Origin of the sequence: Maridesulfovibrio ferrireducens (assembly GCF_016342405.1) — a bacterium.
In the GTDB taxonomy this organism is placed as follows: Bacteria; Desulfobacterota; Desulfovibrionia; order Desulfovibrionales; family Desulfovibrionaceae; genus Maridesulfovibrio; species Maridesulfovibrio ferrireducens_A.
On sequence record NZ_JAEINN010000004.1, the window covers coordinates 152376 to 171349 of the forward strand.

Genomic DNA, 18974 nt, shown 5'->3' on the forward strand with positions numbered 1-18974 from the left:
CCATTATTGCTGTCTTGCACCCATAGATCTTTTACTTTATGAAGAGCCATAAATTGAAGGAGCTCATATGCCTGAGAAAGATTTACGAGTAGAGTTGTTATCCATGACCCCTAATGCCCTTGAACTGATATACGCATCGTTCAGGCAGTGCTATCATGCAGGGTTTACTGCCGATATGTGGCCAAGACTTATAAGCGGCGAGATTGCTAAGGATAAGCAGGATGCTTTTGTTTCCGCTATTCTTGAATCAGGGCATGACAGTCCTATTGAACATGTCAGCTTTACGTTTGCAATTGAGGGTATCTCGAGGGCTTGTTCCCATCAGATAGTCAGACATCGCATAGCGTCCTATTCGCAGCAGAGCCAGCGCTACGTTACTGAGAATGATATGGATTACATAATTCCTCCGGCAATAAAGAAAATTCCCGAAGCTCGTGAACGTTTTGAAAAGTTTATGGAAGAAGTCGGCAGCGCATATAAAGATTTGCGCGAGATTCTCGTTGCATCCGGGCGTGAAAGCAAAGCTAATGAAGATGCTAGATTTGTGCTTCCTCAGGCTGCTGAAACGAAAATTGTGATAACCATGAATTGCCGTTCGCTTATGCACTTTTTTAATTTGCGCTGTTGCCAGAGGGCGCAGTGGGAAGTTCGCATTATGGCCGATAAAATGCTGAAACTTTGCAAAGAAAGCCTTCCTGCAATATTCCGCAACGGCGGGGCAAGATGTGAGCAGCTGGGGTATTGCCCAGAGGCTGAAAAGTTTGCTTGCGGTAAGTATCCAACATTAAAAGAGCTGACTGCGAAAAAATAATCACTACATTATATATAGCATGCCTAAAAAAATAAAAGGCATATAGCTTATACTGAACCTGCCCATATTTTTGGGCAGGTTTTTTTGTTTTGGAGTGTTTTCATTTTTAATTAAATATTTTTGATTATTATTTGCAAAAGAGAATCAAACGCCATTTTTTTAATTTTTTAGCAATTTTGTTAGTTGAAATGCCATTTTTGTCGTTTTAATCATACTGTATGGGTGTGCAATCGCAGCATAATGTTATCTAAATAAAATTTATGGTGTGGATAGACTTTTGTTTAAAATTGATTGGTGTAAATCTATATGGACCTGATCCTTTGATTTGTATGCCTTTAGCGATGTCAAGCGAATGTAAATCCAATTAAATCAGCAAGTTGACAAATGTTCTAAAGTCCGAAATCTGTCAGGCCTTTGTTTTATTGGGTTTAGCTCACTGTTATTTAAAGATTGTTTTTTATAAGATATGCTGATTTATGGCGTTATTTTCTAATTATGACATTATATTAATATGTTACAAGGTGATAAAATGTTTTATCAGTATAAGTTCAAAATGATAATAATGAGAAGATATTTTACCTACAACGAGAGAAAAAGCGAAATTCTTTGAAAAATCGAGATAAATTAATTTGATACTGTTTAAAAAGTTTTCAACAGGTGTTAATAAAAACGATGTTGACACTCGGGAGTCTTAGAAACACGCAGGTTTTCAGAATTTTAAATATCCAGCCATAAACGCTTGAATAGTCAAAAACACTCAATAATACAGTGGTTTATCTTGTAGAAAAAGAAGACTCAAACATCGGGTGACCAGTGCTATATTGCGAGTTGATGTATTGATGTCCTTTGTCTTAGTTATCGCTCCATGATGACAGACAGCTGGAATAAAATTTTAAATTTTCTTGAGAAGGGTCTTAACCCCGGTCTATTCAAAGTTTGGATCAAACCTTTGAAGGCTGAAGTAAGTAACAACTCCATTAAGCTATATGCTCCTAATGAATTTGTTGCTGCATGGGTTAGAGACCGTCTTATAGACAATATTACTGAAGCCGGGACTCAGGTCCTAGGGGCTCGTCCGAAGGTTGAAGTCGGCGTTAAAAAATCTGCTGAGAAACCAGCAGGTTTAGTACGTCCTAAAACCCCTCGACAGGTCCAAACAAGCATGGGGCTTCCCATGATGCACCCAGCTGTAACCAAAAAGATGCCGCGCTGGCGTTTTTCCTTCGATGACTTTATCGTTGGAGATTCTAACCAGTTGGCATGTGCCGCTTCGAGAAGTCTTTGCGATAACTCGTTGCCCGGTGATCAGCTTTTCCTGAGTTCAACTCCTGGACTGGGAAAAACACATTTACTGCATTCTATAGGTAAGGGGCTTTGTGCGACAAGTAATAAACAGCACGTTTCCATTGCCTGCCTTACAGCAGAAGAATTTGCAAACAGAATGGTAATGGCTCTTAAAGCAGGTGAGATATCAAGATTTAAATCTGAATTCAGAGATAATGTTGACTGTCTTCTTCTTGAAGATGTTCATTTCTTTCAGGGCAAGCATAAGATGCAGGACGAGATTCTCGAAACTCTGAAATGCCTCCAATTGCGCGGTTCAAAAGTCGTTATGACAAGTTCTTTTCTGCCTCGTGAACTTGAAAAAGTTGATCCTCAGCTTGTATCCAGATTTTGTTCAGGACTTCTCGCGGTAATAGCCACTCCTGATTTTGAGACCAGAAAACGCATTGTACAAAGCAAAGCTATCCGTCTTGGTACTCAGGTCCCGGATTCTATCTCGGAACTGCTGGCAGACCGAATTACGACCGATGTAAGACAGTTGGAAAGCTGTTTGCAGAACCTCGTACTTAAAGCAAGACTGCTTAATAAAAATTTGACTCAGGATTTAGCTTGGCAGGTTCTTGAAAATTATTCTTTGGAAAATAAAAATCCAAGTTACGATTCAATTGTAGACCATATCTGTCGTTCTTATGAACTTTCAGCCGACCAGTTGCGTTCCAAAAGTCGGAAACGTCAGATTGTTCTTGCCAGAAACACAGCTTTCTTTCTCGCCCGCAAATATACCGAACTCTCTTTGAAAGATATCGGAGTCCGGCTTTGTCGCAGACATTCCACAGTCATTAAAGGCATTACTAATATTGAACGGGAAATTTCTCTGCAAACTCCTTTGGGAAGGCAGTTGCAGGATACCGTAGCTCGCTTGACTCCATAGCAGAACAGCGCTTTATGCGTTTTTTGTTGCTAAAGGATATTCATTGCATCCGGCTTTGATTTGTCGTAATACCAGCCCCCTTGTTTTAAACTGAAACGAAACTTTCAGGGGTAGGAAATGAATTCCGATTTGTGGCATTCGATTAAAAAGAAATTAAAGGTCCGCATAAATCCGATTTTGGTTCGGGTATGGGTTGATCCCTTATCCGCCAGATATGAAGATGGTGTGGTTCAAATTACTGCGCCTAATGAATTTGTTATGAACTGGGTGCAGGAACATCTTCTGGGGTCGATTAAAGATGCCGCGCAGGAAGTGCTTTCCGCTGAGGTTGGAGTTACAATCGCACTTAGTACGGATGATGAAGGTGTGCCGAATAGGCGTGAATTCATTACAGATGTGACCGCTTATTACGCTGTTGAAGATATTTTAAGCAGTATTAACCGATTGCGAACTATTGTTCATAATCGGTATGGTCTTGAGTCCATAAATGTATCTGGTTCGATTGAGGTTGATCCATTGCCGGCGCTTGAACTTGAAGCACAAACCTTTGATTCAATTCTTGATGCTGTTCTAGAGGCTTTTGCTGTAAGCTTCAGGGAAATTATGGTGCAGGAAACTGACCATGCTGTTTTGGCCAGACGGGCCTTGTACTACCTGTGTGCCAGATATGACATCCCTCCTGAAGAGGTTGCTTTGAATATGGATTGTACTGTCTCAGAAGTGAAAGCCGGTGCGGCTGAACTTGAAGAAGAAATTGAATTTGCAATAGACAACGGTGATAATTTAGACGAGCTGCTTTTGAGGCTCTTCCGAAAAGATTAATATTTTATTTTAAAATTTAAGTCGATATTTAAAAGGCCTGACTACTTTTAGTCAGGCCTTTTCTTTTGATGTAATAAAGTTGTTGCGGCTAACCGGTTTTGATAATTTTAACAAGTTCCCCTGCATTAAGTTTTCCTGAATTCGGGGCGATTGTGATGATGCCGTTTGCGAGGCACATTAATTTTCTTGAAGATAAGTTGCGGTTATTCAGTGGGGTCGCTTTAATTGAACCGTTTTCTTCAATAATATAGCAGAGAATTAGTTTTTCGCGTTCCTCGGCTCCTTTTACAGAGGCTCCAAGTATTGCGAAAGTCGAGCTGATGATGTCCGGTAGTCCCAGAAGAATATTGAGAGTTGGTTTTATAACCGTATGGAAAGCTAATTGAACCGCATTCGGCGGTCCCGGAAGTCCTAATATGGCAGTGTCTTGAAGCTTGAAAGCAAAAATTGATTTGGCCGGGTGTATGGACAGTCCTTTGAATAGTGGTGTGCCGCCCGCGTTGCATATTGAATCAAAAACAAAATCTCTGTTCCCCGGACCTGTTCCCCCTGTGGTGATGATCAGGTCGCAGGCTGAGTGTTTTTTTATTGCTTCGGCAATTGCTTCAGGTGAATTTTCACAAGTGGAGATGGACACTTCGGCAGTGCCGCAACTTTCACATAATGCTTTCATTAAAATGAGATTGTCAGCGGGGATTAATCCTTCCGGGCCTGTTTTAGTTGGATCGCAAAGTTCGTTGCCGACAGCTAAGACCGCGATTGATGGAGCCTGACGCACACGTATATGGTTTTTTCCGGCATATGCCAGAAGAGCTGCTGCGCATGCTGAAATATAGGTGTTTTCAGCAATGAGGGTTTCTCCGGGGAGAACATCTGAACCAGCCGGACGAATGAAATTTCCTTCTTGGACGGGAGAGAATATTGAAATTTTATTACTTGAAACAGTCACCTGCTCAAAGGGGATGACCGAATCACAGCCTTGAGGGATGATCCCACCTGTCAAAATTTTTATTGCACCGTTCGGACGTGTTTTTTCAGATCCGCTGGATGATGGCCTTATTTCTCCTGAAACCGTGAAAACGATAGGCGAATCAACTGACGCTGAAGATGTTTCGGATGCTGTGAGAGCAAAACCGTCCATGGCAGAACGGTCATGTTCAGGCATGGATATCTCGGAACAGATGGTTTGGGCCGCCACACTTCCGCAACAATCGATCACGGGGATGGTTTTTTCAATAATCGGCGAAAGTTGTGTTTTAAGAATTTCGAGGGCTTTTTGGCGGGTGATGTTTTGCGGATAATTTGCGTTTTTTTCTAAATCTTGTTGCATTTTTTTGCTCTCTCACACGCTTTGCTGAGTTCTTCCGGGGTGTTTACGTTGATAAATGATTCAAGATCCTGATCATGTTGCTTAAGAATTTCGGCATCTACCGCATGTACTTTTATTTCAGGGAAAAATCTGATGATTTGAAAAATTTCGTTATTAAGATTCTCTTCAATGAAGGGGAGGCAGCGTTTTGAGTATATGGCGCAAAGGGGCTCATATCTCCAGTTATCATGTATAGGAATCAGGACATCGTCCGAAGGGGAAAGAAGTGAGAGCATCTTTGTTACGAGAGCTTTATTCAGAAAAGGTGAGTCGCAGGCTGTTATGAAAACATGTTCAGTTTCAGCATGGCTTATGGCAGCATGTATTCCTGTAAGAGAGCTTCTATGCTGATAGATATCGCCGACAAGTCTGACGCCTAAATTCGGATGATGTTCAGGAGTTCGGGTAATGACAAAAATTTCGCTAAAAAGTCCTGACATTTGACGAATTATTCTGCTGACTATTTTTTCACCGGATATCTCAAGGCACGATTTGTCCTTGTAGCCCATCCGGCTTCCTTCTCCGCCAGCTAAAATGGCAGCGCTTACTTTATTCTCTGTAGGTAACTTTTTCGAGGGCATAAATAATGTTCGGATCATATAGGGCTGATTCTTTGTATAGCATTTTTAGAGCGTTGACAGTGGTCATACTCTTTTTCCCGGGACGCTCCATTGTCATTGCCACAAAAGAATCAACAGCGCCACACAGTTTTCCCAGCCATGAAATTTGGTCGCATGTCACGCCGCGCGGGTAGCCTGAACCGTCCATTCTTTCATGATGTTCAAGTATTGCTCTGAGAGATGTTTTAGTAAGAGAATGTGTCAGGCTGAGAATTTCAACGGAGTTAATAGGATGATTCCGAATGCGTTTTTGTTCGTCTATGCTCAAGGAAAACTCTTTACCAAGCACAAAGTCCGGCAGACAGATCATTCCTATGTCACATAAGAATAAGGCTATAAGTGATTCCATAAAAGAATCCATATCAGGTTTACCTTCTCTGCCATGCAGGCATATCCCTGCGCCTATTATGCCGTTTGAAATGGATTTGTTTGTTAGAGAGTGGTCTTTGCACAGAAGCGGGAGCATGTCCCAAATAATGTCAGGGTTTTTATATACAAGTTCCCCTGCTGCAGTCAGTGTTGTATGAAAATATTCAAAGTTTTTTTTAAGAGAGTCTTTAAAAATTTTAACGGAAGAATCCTTGAGCCCTTCAATAATGATCTGGGCCATATCTTCATCTGAGATCGAATGTGACATGTCGGTAATAACTGTTTCTAAATTTGTGGCGAAATACGGCTTACAGTCAGAAATGTCAGTACTTTTTATAAAAATAAGATCTTTTTCACAGTCATTGAATATACTTAGTTTTTCAGCAGAAATGATTGTTTTTCCCGCAGTTGTCGCAGGTGAAAACTGCCCGGTTTGCGGGTTCATTCGATATAAGCAGAAAGGAAGTCCTGTTTTAGGTAGAAATTTGAAAATAGCGCTTGAAATTGAGCAGTAACTTTCTTCTATCGTCGAGTTGCTTTTTACCTTATTCATATTTTGACTCTCTTTAGCTGAGTATATTCTTTGCTAAGAAATATTTTATATGCGCATCGTGTTTTTATAATTATTAATTTTATTATCATCAAATGGTACCTAAGGGCAATGGGGGGAAGCTTGAATAAATATGAATCTGTTATAAAATCAGTATAGATTCATATTTTATTAATTTTTTACCTATTCTATCGGGTTGGAGTGCGTTCAATTCTTGCAATGACCACCGTACTCTGACTATATTCATCCTCTGTAAGGATTAAATGATCGATATTGCACTGGATGAGTGCTAAACTTCAGCAGGAATAAGTTCTGTTGCCGTATCATTTTCCTCAGGAAACGCATATCCCCTCTTATTATATTTCAAGAGGTTTCGGGAGAAAGTTTGGATAGTCTTTTTACTCCATCATCAATTGCCGTTGTAGGCGCTTCGGCTGTTTCCGGTAAAATCGGGAATACGATTCTTACGAATCTTCAAAATGCCGGATACAAGGGAGAGCTGTGTCCGGTGAACCCCCGCGGGGGAACAATATGCGGCCTGAAAGCTTTTAAGAGTGCTTCTGAAATAGGTCATCCTGTGGACTTAGCTGTTATAGCTGTTCCGCGAGACTCTGTACTCGGAGTTTTAAAGGACTTGATTGAAACAGGAGTTCGTTCGGTTGCAGTTATTTCTGCCGGTTTCAGTGAAGTAGGCCGGGAAGGATGGCTGCTTGAAAAACAAATTACGGAATTGGCTGAAAAGAACGGAATTTCTCTGCTTGGCCCCAATTGTCTGGGGCTTATTAATTCATCAGGAGGGGTAAACGCTTCCTTTGCCACCGGCAATCCTTTGCCCGGAACAACCGCATTTTTTTCGCAGTCCGGCGCATTATGCGTAGCTATTCTTGATTGGGCGCTGGAGGCTGGAGTCGGGTTTTCCAAGTTTGTAAGTCTTGGCAACAAGGCTGTTATAAATGAAGTCTCAATTATTGAATATCTGGGGAATGACCCGGAAACTAAAGTAATTCTGGGGTACGTGGAAAATATTGCTGACGGGCGTAACTTTATGGAGCAGGCCGTCAAGGTTTCTATGAAGAAGCCTATTATTATGATGAAGGCCGGGATAACTGCCGCCGGAGCAAGAGCCGCTTCATCTCATACAGGAGCCATTGCCGGATCTGATCAGGCTTGCGACGCGGCGTTTCGTCAGTCCGGGATTATCAGAGTTGACAGGCTGGAAGAACTCTTCAATCTGGCTAAAGCCTTTTCCTGTCAGGAGCTGCCTTTCGGTCCTAATTTAGGAATAGTCACAAATGCCGGCGGTCCCGGTATACTTGCGGCTGACGCTTGTGGCGAATATGGTCTGCGTATGCCTTCTTTTTCATCCTCGACCATCGCAGAATTGCAACCCATGCTGCCGGGTTATGCTTCAATTTATAACCCTGTCGATTTATTGCGGGGAGCTGATGCGGACCGTTATCGCAAGGCCATAAAAGTTGTCGGTCATGATCCGGTTATTAACAGTGTTCTGGTAATTATTGCCCCGTCAGAGAATATGAATCTCAAAGAAGTTGCTGAAACAGTTGCAACTTGTGCTTCTGAAATCTGCAAACCTGTTTTTTGCTGTCTTATGGGGCGCAAAAACAGTGAAGAAGCCAGAAGTGTTTTTGCTGCAGCCGGGGTTCCGGTTTATGATTTTCCGAAGCAGGCGGTCAGGGCTATGGACAGCATGTACCGATATGCCGTCTGGAAAGGGCGCGCCTCAAGAACCTTTGAAATTCCTGACCGGGACTATGAAGCTGCACGCGAGGTTGTTGATTCTGCGTTAAGTTCCGGACGTTCAGAACTTGTGGAATTTCAGGCCCGGGATATTGTTACTGCATATGGTCTGCCCACTCCTGAATCTGATTTGGCCCGTTCCGGTGATGAGGCTGCTCTTTTGGCTGAAAGACTAGGTTTTCCTGTAGTTCTTAAGATTGCTTCACCGGATATTTCGCATAAGTCGGATGTAAACGGAGTTTGGCTGAATCTTAAAACTGCGGAAGAAGTCCGTAATGCTTTCTGGCAGATAACGGCACAGGCGCAGCGGCTAAAACCCAATGCGTATATTGCTGGGTGTCTGGTTCAACAGATGGCATCAAAAGACGCACGGGAAGTTATTATCGGCTTTCGCAGGGATGACCAGTTCGGACCTTTATTGATGTTCGGACTTGGTGGCGTTTATGTTGAGATTTTAAAAGATATTTCGTTTCGTCTCGCACCTCTTTCGGTTGAAGATGCCGGAGATATGGTGCGCGAAATTCGTTCATATATGTTGTTGAAAGGAGTCAGAGGGAGCGAGCCTGCTGATTTCGATGCAATAACTGATGTTTTGATCAGAATGTCTTGTCTGGCTGATGATTTTCCTGAGATATATGAAGCTGAATTTAATCCTGTGCTTGTAAGCTCGGACGAAGCGCTGGTCGCGGACGCCCGCATGACTATCGTCGAGCTTCCGTCAGCCGGGGAAAAATCAGATTTGATCATAGATGAAGACCTTTCAAAGGAGGCATAAATGGTAGGTATTTATATAGGTTCTACGACCGGATATTCGGGTAAGAATCTTTTGGCCATGTCTTTAGGATTGAAGTTTCGCAACAGCGGCTTCAATGTCGGCTATATGAAACCTGTGGGAGCTGTTCCGCATATGGATGGAAACAGGCCGGGAGATGCCGATGCAGCTTTTATTCAGGAAGTGCTGGGCCTTGAGCAGGACCCCGGAAAAGTTACCCCTGTACTGGTCACCAGAGATTTTACGATAAAAGCTTTTACCGAAGATCTTGGAGATTTGAAGCCGTCAATTGTAGAATCATATGAAGAGCTGAGTCAGGACAAAGATGTCATGATTATCGGCGGGTCAGGAAGTTTTTTAAGTTCTGGAAATTATTGCGGAGTCAGCGGTCCGGATGTGGCAAGTGCGCTCGGGGCCAAGACCATTCTTGTTGACCGGTATTCAAAAGAACTGAAGTATGATTATGTGCTCCGTGTTCAGAAGGACCTCGGAGATGATTTCCTCGGAGTTGTCTTTAATGATGTGCCTGAACACTATATGGATGAACTTAAATCTCTGCTCATTCCTTTTCTTGAAAAGAAAGGTGTTAAAGTTCTGGGCGTGATTCCTCGCGATCCTCTTATGGGAGCGATTAAAGTAAGCGACCTTGCGGAGCGTTTGTTCGGAAAAATTATTTCTGCCCATACTAAGGCGGACAGGGTTGTTGAAAATTTCCTGATCGGTACTATGCAGGTTGAAAATTTTATTACTCACTTCAGGCGGCATAAAAATTCTGCAGTAATTGTCGGTGGAGACAGGGCAGACGTTCAACTTGTCGCACTGGAAGGAAATTGTCCTTGTCTTATTCTTACAGGGAATCTTTATCCTAATGATATTATATTGACCCGTTCTGAGGTGCTTGAGATTCCTGTTATTGTTGTTCGGGATGATACCTATTCTGTGGCAAAGAAAATGGAAGCAATTCAGGAAAGCTACAAACTCAGAGACATGATTAAGATTAATCATGGAGCCAGTTTGGTTAATTCAGAGCTTGATTATGACTATATTTTTGAGAAATTGGAACTCTAATAGTATACCGTTAGAGTCTGAATAAAAATATATCTTTTACTTTTATGATTATTGTTTTGAGTTACTTTTTGTAAGGTAAATAGCACTAACATATTGTTTTTTATGTGTTTACATGTGGGGCGACTGCGGTTTACAGCCGTAGTTGTCCTGTTTTTTTTGAAGGATTAGAGAGACAATCCTCATGGTTACTATTGTCCTGTTTTATAAAATATGCGATTTAACCACCAGTTATAAGTTCAGTAGGGTCTTTGGGCTTATGTGGTGAGGTTAGTTTCGACCAATAGATGTGACTAGATTTGGTTAGAAAACAGGGTGCGAGGCACCCGAAAAACCGAGCGTGATTTGGCAGTGTTGGCGGACACACCAAATTTTCGGAATGAGGAGGCATAAGATGCCTAATGCGTCCACGTGGGATTGGAATCCCGGTAGGCGAGAGGTCCAAGACGTTAGTTCTTGGTCCAGTAAATTTGAGAGAGTGGAAGAATTCTATGCCAGTTCCGACGGTGAAAAGGTCGGAGCAGTCGTAAAGACAGGCGAAGGAGAATTTACTGCTTGCGTTAACGGTCAAGCCTGGGAAGATAGATACGAAAGGGTTTTTTACCTTAAATTTTCTCCAGACGGTAGATTGACTGGTATTACTCAGCAGGATGGTGAATGGACTTTAGCTGTTGACGGCGTGAGTTGGCCTGAAACGTACGGCTATATCTGGAGAACTATGTTTGGTTCCAACGGTTCCATCAACTGTGCTGTTCAGCAGGACGGGGAATATGGAATGGGAACTGATGGTGTTCTCTGGGAAAATTTATTTGCTAATGGTAACAATTTTACAATTAGTGGCGACGGCACGAAGACTGCCGCTGTCGTTCAGGTGACACCTATTTCTCAGGCTGATATTGAGACCTTCGATAAGGGTATCTATACAGTTGCTGTGAACGGTGAAGCTTGGGACAGTGTCTTCATGAACTGCTATTCTCCTGTGTTTGACGCAAAAAGTGAAAGAGTCGCCTGTGAAGTCAGAAGGACTCTTTACGATTACACTATCGCTGTTGACGGAAAAATCTGGCAACGTGAATTCCAGTGTGTATGGGACCCTTGCTTCAACCCTGTAACTGGTGCAATCGCAGCTCCTGTCCGTCTTGGCGGAAAATGGGGAATGGCTCAGGATGGAGAAGTTATCTGGCCGACTGAGTTTGCTCAGTGTTGGCATCAGCAGTTCAGCGCTGACGGCAATAAGCTTTGGGCTATCGTTGCTACCAGCTTAGGTAAGTTTACTGTTGCCAAGGATGGAACTCCTTGGAATATGACTGTGCCTGTTGTTCTTGATCTGGCTGTAAGTCCTGATGGAAATCGCGCAGCAGCTCTCGGAAAGACTGACTATGTTTACACAGTAATGTGTGACGACAAGGCTTGGAACGACTCTTATGATATGGCTTGGAAGCCTGTTTTCAGTCCTGACAGTACTAAAGTTGCTGCCAAGGTTGAAAAGAAGGGCCGCTTTACAGTCGTTCTTGATGGTAAGCCTTATGGGCAGGATTTTGAACAATGCTGGGAGCCTGTTTTCAGTCCTTGTTCCACCAAGGTTCTTATCCGCGCAGTTGATGGCGGAAAGTTTGTCCGCATTGTAGCTGATGTGAGCGATTTTTAACAGCCGGAGGCAATACGCATGAACACTCTTTATGCATTCGTTGTAGGCCCTCTGGCGTGGATCGCCTGGGGCGTGTTTATTTTTGGTTCCTTATACAAGATGGTTTCAATGTACCAGCTTGCTAAAAAAAAGGACGCTTCGTCCTTGCATTACATGAGCTTTAAGTATGGAATGCGTTCAATTCTGCACTGGCTCAATCCTGTAGGAACCCTCGGTTGGCAGAGCAGTCCTTATACTGCGATGGTAACTTTTGTTTTTCACATCTGTCTTGTTATTGTTCCTTTGTTCCTTCTGGGACACGTGGTTCTCTGGGATCAGTTTTTCGGCATCACCTGGCCGACTCTCCCGGACACTGTTGCCGACATCATGTCCATCGTATTCGTAGCTTGCTGCATTTATTTTGGACTGCGCCGCTTTTTGCAGCCTGATGTTCGTTTTCTTACCACCGGTAAAGATTGGGTAGCTCTGGCTATTCCTTCTTTAACTTTCCTTTTCGGTGTTCTGGCATACCACCAGATCGGAAACGATAAGGTAATGCTTGTACTGCATATCCTCTGTGGAGAAATCATGCTTATCAGCATTCCTTTCTCCCGTCTCAGCCATATGTTGTTCGGCTTTTTCACTAGAGCCTACATGGGGTCTGAGTTCGGTGGCGTTCGCCGTACAAAGGATTGGTAACCACATCCCCACAAGGAGTATTCAAATGACTTTTGACAGGAAAATTGCGGATGCCGGGCTCGAACGGGGTGTGTCCCGTCTGACTCCTCAACGCATCGAAGAAACTCTTAGGCAGGTTCTCGAAGGAGAAACCGGCGCCAAGCTAAAGGTGTATGCAGAAACCTGCATGCGTTGCGGTTTGTGCTCTGAAGCCTGCCATTATTATATGTCCCATGACAAAGATCCTTCCTACTCTCCAGCAGGTAAGGTTCACATGACTTTGGGCGAAATATTACGTAAAGATTGTAAGGTCTCTCCTGAGTTTGTTTATCAGATGGCTCAGATTGCCTATACAGAGTGTAATCTCTGTCGTCGTTGTGTCCATTACTGTCCAATAGGAATTGATACTGGTTACATCATGAGCACTGTGCGTCGTATGTGTCACAAGCTCGGTGTAACTCCTCAGTACCTTCAGGATACTGCAAACAGTCATTCCGCCACTATGAACCAGATGTGGCTGAAAGATGATGAGTGGATGGATACCCTGCAATGGCAGGAAGATGAAGCCAGAGACGAAATGCCGGATCTTCGCATTCCTCTTGATAAGGAAGGCGCGGAAATCTATTATTCAGTTATCGCTCCTGAACCTAAGTTCCGTACTCAGTTAATCTATCAGGCTGCATATATTATGAATGAAGCCGGAGTTGATTTCACCATGCCTACCGAACCAGGCTGGGATAACTCCGATATGTGTATGTACTCCGGTGACTTTGAAATGATGGGACGATTGAAGAAACGTCATTTCGAATCAGCTCTTGATCTCAAGGTTAAAAAGATTGTTATGGGTGAGTGCGGTCACGCATTCCGCTCAGTTTATGATCAGGGTAACCGTTGGGACGGATGGGAAATGTATCCCATTGAAGTAATCCATTCCGTGGAATTCTTCTGGGAACTAATCAGTTCCGGTAAAATTAAAATTCGTGAAAAGTTTAAAGAGCCTATCACCATACACGATCCTTGCAATATTATTCGCGGACGTGGTTTGATGGAACAGTCTCGTAATCTTGCTCATGCACTTTGTGAAAACGTAGTGGAAATGCACCCTAACCTTGAGCATAACTATTGTTGTACTGCAGGTGGTGGTGTTATCAACTGTGGTCCTCCATTTAAAAATGTCAGAATGAAAGGTAACAGAGTTAAGGCTGAGCAGTTAAAAGCTACCGGCGTAAAGACTATCCTTGCACCTTGTCATAACTGTCACGGTGGGCTTGAAGATATAGTCCATTACTATGAACTTGGCATGGACATTAAATTCTTCGGCGATCTTATCTATGAACTCATGGAAAAGCCTGAAGTGGAATAGGAGGAAGATTACAATGTTAAAAAGAGTATTAACTATCGCGGCAGTTGTCGCCTGTGTCTTTCTCTATATGGTTCCCGCATTCTGTCAGGATGATATAACATTCCTGCTGGATCCGGCTTTTGTTCATCCCGAAAGACCTGCTGCTGTGTTCGCTCATGATGGGCACAACGAAAAGGCCGGTATCGAAGATTGCGCAACTTGTCATCATGTATGGGCAGACGGAAAGATTGTTGAAGACGAAAGTTCCGAAGACCAGAAATGTTCATCCTGCCATCAGGTTAAACCTGAAGCGGGAAAAACAGGACTTCGTAATGGTTATCACAAACTTTGCTCAAACTGTCATATTGAGAAAGATAAAGGACCTGTAACTTGCGCCGGATGTCATCCAGACGGCGGAGCTGCTCCTGCCGGACATTAGTCCAGAGTCAGCTTAATTGTTAATTAAAAAAGCCGCCCCTCCATATGGAAGGGCGGCTTTTATTTTTTTTGAGGCAGCTCCGGTTGAATAAAATGTAGATAGTGACTTATTGAGAATGCCATCAAAGACTTTAAAGTTGATGATCATTGGAGTATAGGCCTTACATGAAGAAATTGTTTTTAATCAATTGTCGCAAGCCGATGATCGACGCGTTTAAAGCCGCGGGGCATGACGTTCGTTATATTTTTACTGCTGAACGTGATGTAGATGTTTCCTGTGAGCTGGAGAAGATCAAGTTTCATCCTGATATTCTTTTGCAGCAGGAGTCACTTGGCAGCAGAGTTTTTTTACACGGTTTAGCTTCAGTTAACTGCGTACGCTTGTTCTGGTCAGTTGATACTCATATGAATATGCACTGGCATGGTTTGTATGGATCAATGTTCGATGGCGTGCTGACCACTCAGAAGAAATATGTTTCACAGCTTGAGAAAGTCTGCACCTCGAAAATCTGTTGGGTTCCGTGGATGGGGGGGCGCCTTGGGCCGGAGACGGGTACTGAGACTGGGCTTATTCCTTATACTAAGCGTGAGCACGAGCTTACTTTTGTAGGGCGGGTGTCACCGCAACGGCCTTCGCGGAAGTGGTTTGTTGATTTTTTGAAGACCAATTACAATTTGAATATGGTAGATGGTTTGAATTATTCCCAGATGATGTCTCTTTATAAACAGACTCGGATTGTTCCGAATGAGGCTCTTTTCGGAGAAGTTAACTTTAGGTTGTTTGAGGGCTGTTCCTGCGGGTGCGCTGTCGTTACACCGTTTGTGGGTGATGAGTTGGAAGAGCTTTTTGAGGACGGTAAAGAAATTGCGGTTTATAATGATGTTTTAGAACTGAAAGATATACTTGACCGTTTGAAGGATAATCCTAAGTTGGTAGCTTCAATGGGGCTGGCTGCGTATGAACGTGTTTTGCGAGATCATATGCCGGCAAACAGAGTTGCGAAGATTTTAGATTTTGCTCAGGAAATTCTTCCTCGAAGTATTCATGAATCGGAAGCCTATTTTTATTATTATCAGGCGCTGGCAGTTCTTGGAGAAACCGGAGGAGGAACTGTTTCATGGGATAATGTAATCGAAGGTTTAAAGAGATCCTTTTCCGGAATACAGAGAGATGCAGCCTTGCTTCGTATTTTTGCGAAAGGGCGGATGGTGAAAGAGTTTATGGATACCGCTAAGTTATATTTAAACAGTGAAACGGGGCACGACGACTGTTATTTCAACATGTCTGCTTCCGTAGGTAGTAATAAAATTGGAAACTGGGATCTGGCTAAATATTTTTGGTATCGTTATTGTGCAAAGGTCAGGCCTGGTAAAGAAGAGAAGCCATTAGGCATAGTTCATTTGCTTATGCTTTGGGGGCAGGAATTATCTCGAGTCGGAACAGATATAAGATCCGGTGTGCTTTTTAACGAAGATAAAGATTTGCCGGCCTGTGCAGCTGATTGTTATCTTGTAGCGTTACATCTTGATCCTGAGAATCTTGAAGTCTATAGAAGTCTTGAATCATTACTTTCCGGAATCGCCGGGGCAGAGTCTATGCGACTGGGATTTTTGTCTCATTTGTCCCTGCACCATCCTGATGACTGGAGAATCAGCGCAGAACTGGGAATAGTTAATTTGAAGGTTTTTAGGTTAAATGAGGGGCTTGCTGAATTGAAAAATTCGAAAAAGAAAGCGATGGTTGCAGGGTGCGAACGATTTTGGTCCCGTAAAATTGAAAAAGAAGTTAATATAAATTTTGAAATAGTTGGTTCTTGAAATATATGGTAAATTCAGTCTTAAGTTTAACAGTGATGATTTAATATTTAACTTGTTGCAAATGGTAGATAATTATGATGTCGAGTGAAGTTTTTAATGAGGTTGCGTTTTTTAATCATCTTGGTGGTGATAGAGATTTGGGCGCTGAAATACTTGAAGTTTATTTGATTGATGCTCCAGACCGACTCAGTTCTCTTTCAAAGGCCGTTGAGAATAACGAACAAAATCTTGTGATTAAATATTCTCATGCTCTTAAAGGAATATCTGCAACAATACGTGCTGAAAAAATTGCCCGCATTTCTGAGATAATTGAATTGGCAGCAAGACAAGGCGACTTTGAGAAAGTGAGAGATTGCTTTCCGGATATTGTAAATGAGTTGGAAAAAACTTTAAAATTGCTGAAAGAATATTTGAGCGTACACAAAAACTGATTTTTGAAAATTTTGTGAATTTAGATTTTGTAAAAACCTTCCGATTGTTTCGGAAGGTTTTTTTACGATATGGTTTAGGGAAATTAAAAATTTGAATAATTAAGTTTGATAAGCAAACTATTAAATTGTTTCAGATAAATAGCAGGTATGGTAAAGAATAAAAACGCGACGTAGTTATTTTATCTATTATTTTAGCGCTGAGATGGCGCAGGGGTCAGGTATGTTTAAGAATATGAGATTGGGACTAAAACTTGGGTTAAGCTTTGCGTTGATGATTTTATTGACCGCTATAATGGCTTTTGTCGGATTCAATGGAATGACAGGGGTTCAAGAGCGGGTCGACAAAGCAGATGATGTTAATCGTATGGTTAGATCTCTTCTTGAAGTAAGAATTAACGAAAAGAATTTTATGCTTCGCGGTGATGAAAAATTTTTAAAAGAGCATCAGAATAATATTTCTGACATTAAAGCTCTGATTGCAGCGACAGATAAAAAGTTTAATCAGAAAATAAATCATGATCAGATGGCTGCAGTTAATGGAGCTGTAACTGAATATGAAAAAGCTTTTTCTGATTATGTTTCACTTGTCACCGAGCGAACTAAAACTATGGAGATGATGAGATCTGAAGCTCGTTCAGCGCTTAAGGAACTTGAGCAGATTAGATCTGATCAGAAAAAACAGCTTGATGGAATCATGACTGATACCAGATCTCACATTGCAAGTGCAATGCAGAGTGGCCAAATAGATCAGGTTGGGGGTCTTTATCAGAAAGGGCAAGCCGGTATTGATGATAAGCTCCAAAAAGCTGATGATGCCAATAGATCTATCAAGTGGTTTATTACAACCCGTAAGAATGAGAAAGAGTACATAATTTCTTCCGACAGTAAATATTTAGATATGGTCAAAAATGATGTGGCAAACATTGTTGAACTTATGAAAGATCTGTCTGGAAGATTTTCAAATCCAGTCAATGTTGCTCAGGTTCAGTCCATTTTAAAAGCAATTACTGGTTATGAAGAGAATTTTATAAGTTATACAAATTTAATGAATGATCAAGTGCAGGCAGAGAAACAGATGGTTATCGCTGCACGTAAAGCTGAAAATGAATGCCGTGACGCCCGCGCTGATCAGAAAGCAAAGATGCTTAGTCAAATGGATTTCTCAAATATGATTTTGGTGGTTGGAGCCTGTATAGCTCTGGTTCTCGGAGTTATTACTGCAATCCTTCTGACAAGAGGGATTACCGGACCTATTGGTATGGGTGTAACTTTTGCACAACGTATGGCTCAAGGAGATTTCACAAGAACTCTGGATATAGATCAGAAGGATGAAATCGGAATACTTGCAACCGCCTTGAATGATATGGTGAGCAAACTTTCTTCCGTTGTTACTGAAGTTGGCAGTTCTACTGAAAATGTTGCCGCGGGAAGTGAGGAATTGTCTGCAACCGCTGAAAGTCTTTCACAGGCATCAACGGAACAGGCTGCTAATGTTGAAGAAGTTTCTTCATCTATCGAAGAAATGACCGCGAATATCAGGCAGAACGCTGAAAATGCTCATGAGACTGAGCGGATTGCGTTGCAGTCTGCAAAGCAGGCAGAAGATGGCGGGGCCGCAGTCACTCAGGCTGTCGTTGCAATGAAAAATATTGCGGAAAAAATATCTATTATTGAAGAAATTGCCCGTCAAACCAATTTGCTTGCTCTTAATGCTGCAATTGAAGCCGCTCGCGCAGGTGAGCATGGTAAAGGGTTTGCGGTAGTTGCTGCAGAAGTGAGGAAGCTGGCGGAAAGAAGTGGAGAAGCCGCCGGAGAAATAGGTGATCTTTCTTCAACAACCGTGAATGTTGCTGAAAAAGCCGGAGAAATGCTTAACCAGCTGGTTCCGGATATCAAGCGGACATCAGAATTAGTTCAGGAGATAGCGGCTGGAAGCAATGAGCAACTTTCCGGGGCAGAGCAGATCAATAAGGCGGTTCAGCAGCTTGATCAGGTGACTCAGCAAAATGCTTCTGCTTCCGAGGAAATGGCTTCCACTTCAGAAGAATTATCGAGTCAGGCAGAGCAGCTTCAGCAAGTAATGAGCTTCTTCAGGGTTGGTTCGCAATCTTCAGCACCAATGAGAGCATTGCCTTCCCATCGTCCTCCTGTACGTAAGGTTCCTGAGTTTAAGACTGTGGCGACTGAAAAGCCGGCCAGAGATAATTCATCAGGAGTCGCACTTGATATGAGCGGAGATTTTTCAGATTCAGATTTTGAAAAATTCTAATAAATACTGGATGAAGACTT

Annotated in this window: 15 protein-coding genes; 12 read left to right on the forward strand and 3 right to left on the reverse strand. The window is 42.5% G+C overall.

All coding sequences use genetic code 11. The features are described 5' to 3' along the window. The first annotated feature begins 67 nt into the window (after positions 1 to 67). From thyX to JEY82_RS06235, 3 genes are all read left to right on the forward strand, one after another. Positions 68 to 811 (forward strand): FAD-dependent thymidylate synthase, encoded by a 744-nt coding sequence (gene thyX / locus JEY82_RS06225; protein WP_304083861.1) that lies wholly within the window; start codon positions 68 to 70, stop codon positions 809 to 811. A gap of 865 nt (positions 812 to 1676) precedes the next feature. After that, complete coding sequence (locus JEY82_RS06230) at positions 1677 to 3026, forward strand: chromosomal replication initiator protein DnaA (protein ID WP_092162631.1); 1350 nt, start codon at positions 1677 to 1679, stop codon at positions 3024 to 3026. 117 nt (positions 3027 to 3143) lie between these two features. After that, on the forward strand, positions 3144 to 3848 hold the full coding sequence (locus JEY82_RS06235) for a DnaA N-terminal domain-containing protein (RefSeq protein WP_304083865.1): 705 nt from the start codon (positions 3144 to 3146) through the stop codon (positions 3846 to 3848). An 88-nt stretch (positions 3849 to 3936) separates the two neighbouring features. Here JEY82_RS06235 and JEY82_RS06240 read toward each other — a convergent pair whose 3' ends face one another. From JEY82_RS06240 to JEY82_RS06250, 3 genes are read right to left on the reverse strand one after another with little or no spacing between them, the layout of a single operon-like run. After that, the gene (locus tag JEY82_RS06240; protein WP_304083868.1) at positions 3937 to 5178 is read right to left on the reverse strand and encodes a molybdopterin molybdotransferase MoeA; all 1242 of its coding nucleotides are present in this window, start codon (positions 5176 to 5178) and stop codon (positions 3937 to 3939) included. Next, positions 5163 to 5798, reverse strand: coding sequence for a molybdenum cofactor guanylyltransferase (locus JEY82_RS06245; protein ID WP_304083870.1), 636 nt, complete (start codon positions 5796 to 5798; stop codon positions 5163 to 5165). The genes JEY82_RS06240 and JEY82_RS06245 overlap by 16 nt, the downstream gene beginning before the upstream one ends. Continuing rightward, positions 5767 to 6759 (reverse strand): HD-GYP domain-containing protein, encoded by a 993-nt coding sequence (locus tag JEY82_RS06250; RefSeq protein ID WP_304083872.1) that lies wholly within the window; start codon positions 6757 to 6759, stop codon positions 5767 to 5769. The genes JEY82_RS06245 and JEY82_RS06250 overlap by 32 nt, the downstream gene beginning before the upstream one ends. 382 nt (positions 6760 to 7141) lie before the next feature. Here JEY82_RS06250 and JEY82_RS06255 point away from each other — a divergent pair, with 382 nt between their 5' ends. From JEY82_RS06255 to JEY82_RS06295, 9 genes are all read left to right on the forward strand, one after another. After that, positions 7142 to 9289 carry an acetate--CoA ligase family protein gene (locus tag JEY82_RS06255; RefSeq protein WP_304083874.1) on the forward strand — a complete coding sequence of 716 codons (2148 nt, stop codon included), beginning with the start codon at positions 7142 to 7144 and terminating at the stop codon, positions 9287 to 9289. After that, complete coding sequence (locus JEY82_RS06260) at positions 9290 to 10354, forward strand: phosphotransacetylase family protein (RefSeq protein ID WP_092162621.1); 1065 nt, start codon at positions 9290 to 9292, stop codon at positions 10352 to 10354. Positions 10355 to 10745: 391 nt separating this feature from the next. Then, positions 10746 to 11999: an electron transfer complex subunit TmcD gene (gene tmcD / locus JEY82_RS06265; RefSeq protein ID WP_304083877.1), complete on the forward strand. Its 1254-nt coding sequence runs from the start codon at positions 10746 to 10748 to the stop codon at positions 11997 to 11999. An 18-nt stretch (positions 12000 to 12017) separates the two neighbouring features. Further along, on the forward strand, positions 12018 to 12677 hold the full coding sequence (gene tmcC / locus JEY82_RS06270; RefSeq protein WP_304083880.1) for a TmcC family electron transfer complex membrane anchor subunit: 660 nt from the start codon (positions 12018 to 12020) through the stop codon (positions 12675 to 12677). Between the two features lie 25 nt (positions 12678 to 12702). Further along, positions 12703 to 14019: an electron transfer complex ferredoxin TmcB gene (gene tmcB, locus JEY82_RS06275; protein WP_304083883.1), complete on the forward strand. Its 1317-nt coding sequence runs from the start codon at positions 12703 to 12705 to the stop codon at positions 14017 to 14019. Between the two features lie 13 nt (positions 14020 to 14032). Beyond that, positions 14033 to 14437 carry an acidic tetraheme cytochrome c3 TmcA gene (gene tmcA / locus JEY82_RS06280; RefSeq protein ID WP_304083886.1) on the forward strand — a complete coding sequence of 135 codons (405 nt, stop codon included), beginning with the start codon at positions 14033 to 14035 and terminating at the stop codon, positions 14435 to 14437. Between the two features lie 164 nt (positions 14438 to 14601). Then, positions 14602 to 16254 (forward strand): glycosyltransferase, encoded by a 1653-nt coding sequence (locus JEY82_RS06285; RefSeq protein ID WP_304083889.1) that lies wholly within the window; start codon positions 14602 to 14604, stop codon positions 16252 to 16254. Positions 16255 to 16328: 74 nt separating this feature from the next. Further along, positions 16329 to 16685 (forward strand): Hpt domain-containing protein, encoded by a 357-nt coding sequence (locus JEY82_RS06290; RefSeq protein ID WP_304083892.1) that lies wholly within the window; start codon positions 16329 to 16331, stop codon positions 16683 to 16685. Positions 16686 to 16905: 220 nt separating this feature from the next. Next, positions 16906 to 18954: a methyl-accepting chemotaxis protein gene (locus JEY82_RS06295; RefSeq protein ID WP_304083894.1), complete on the forward strand. Its 2049-nt coding sequence runs from the start codon at positions 16906 to 16908 to the stop codon at positions 18952 to 18954. Positions 18955 to 18974 lie beyond the last annotated feature (20 nt).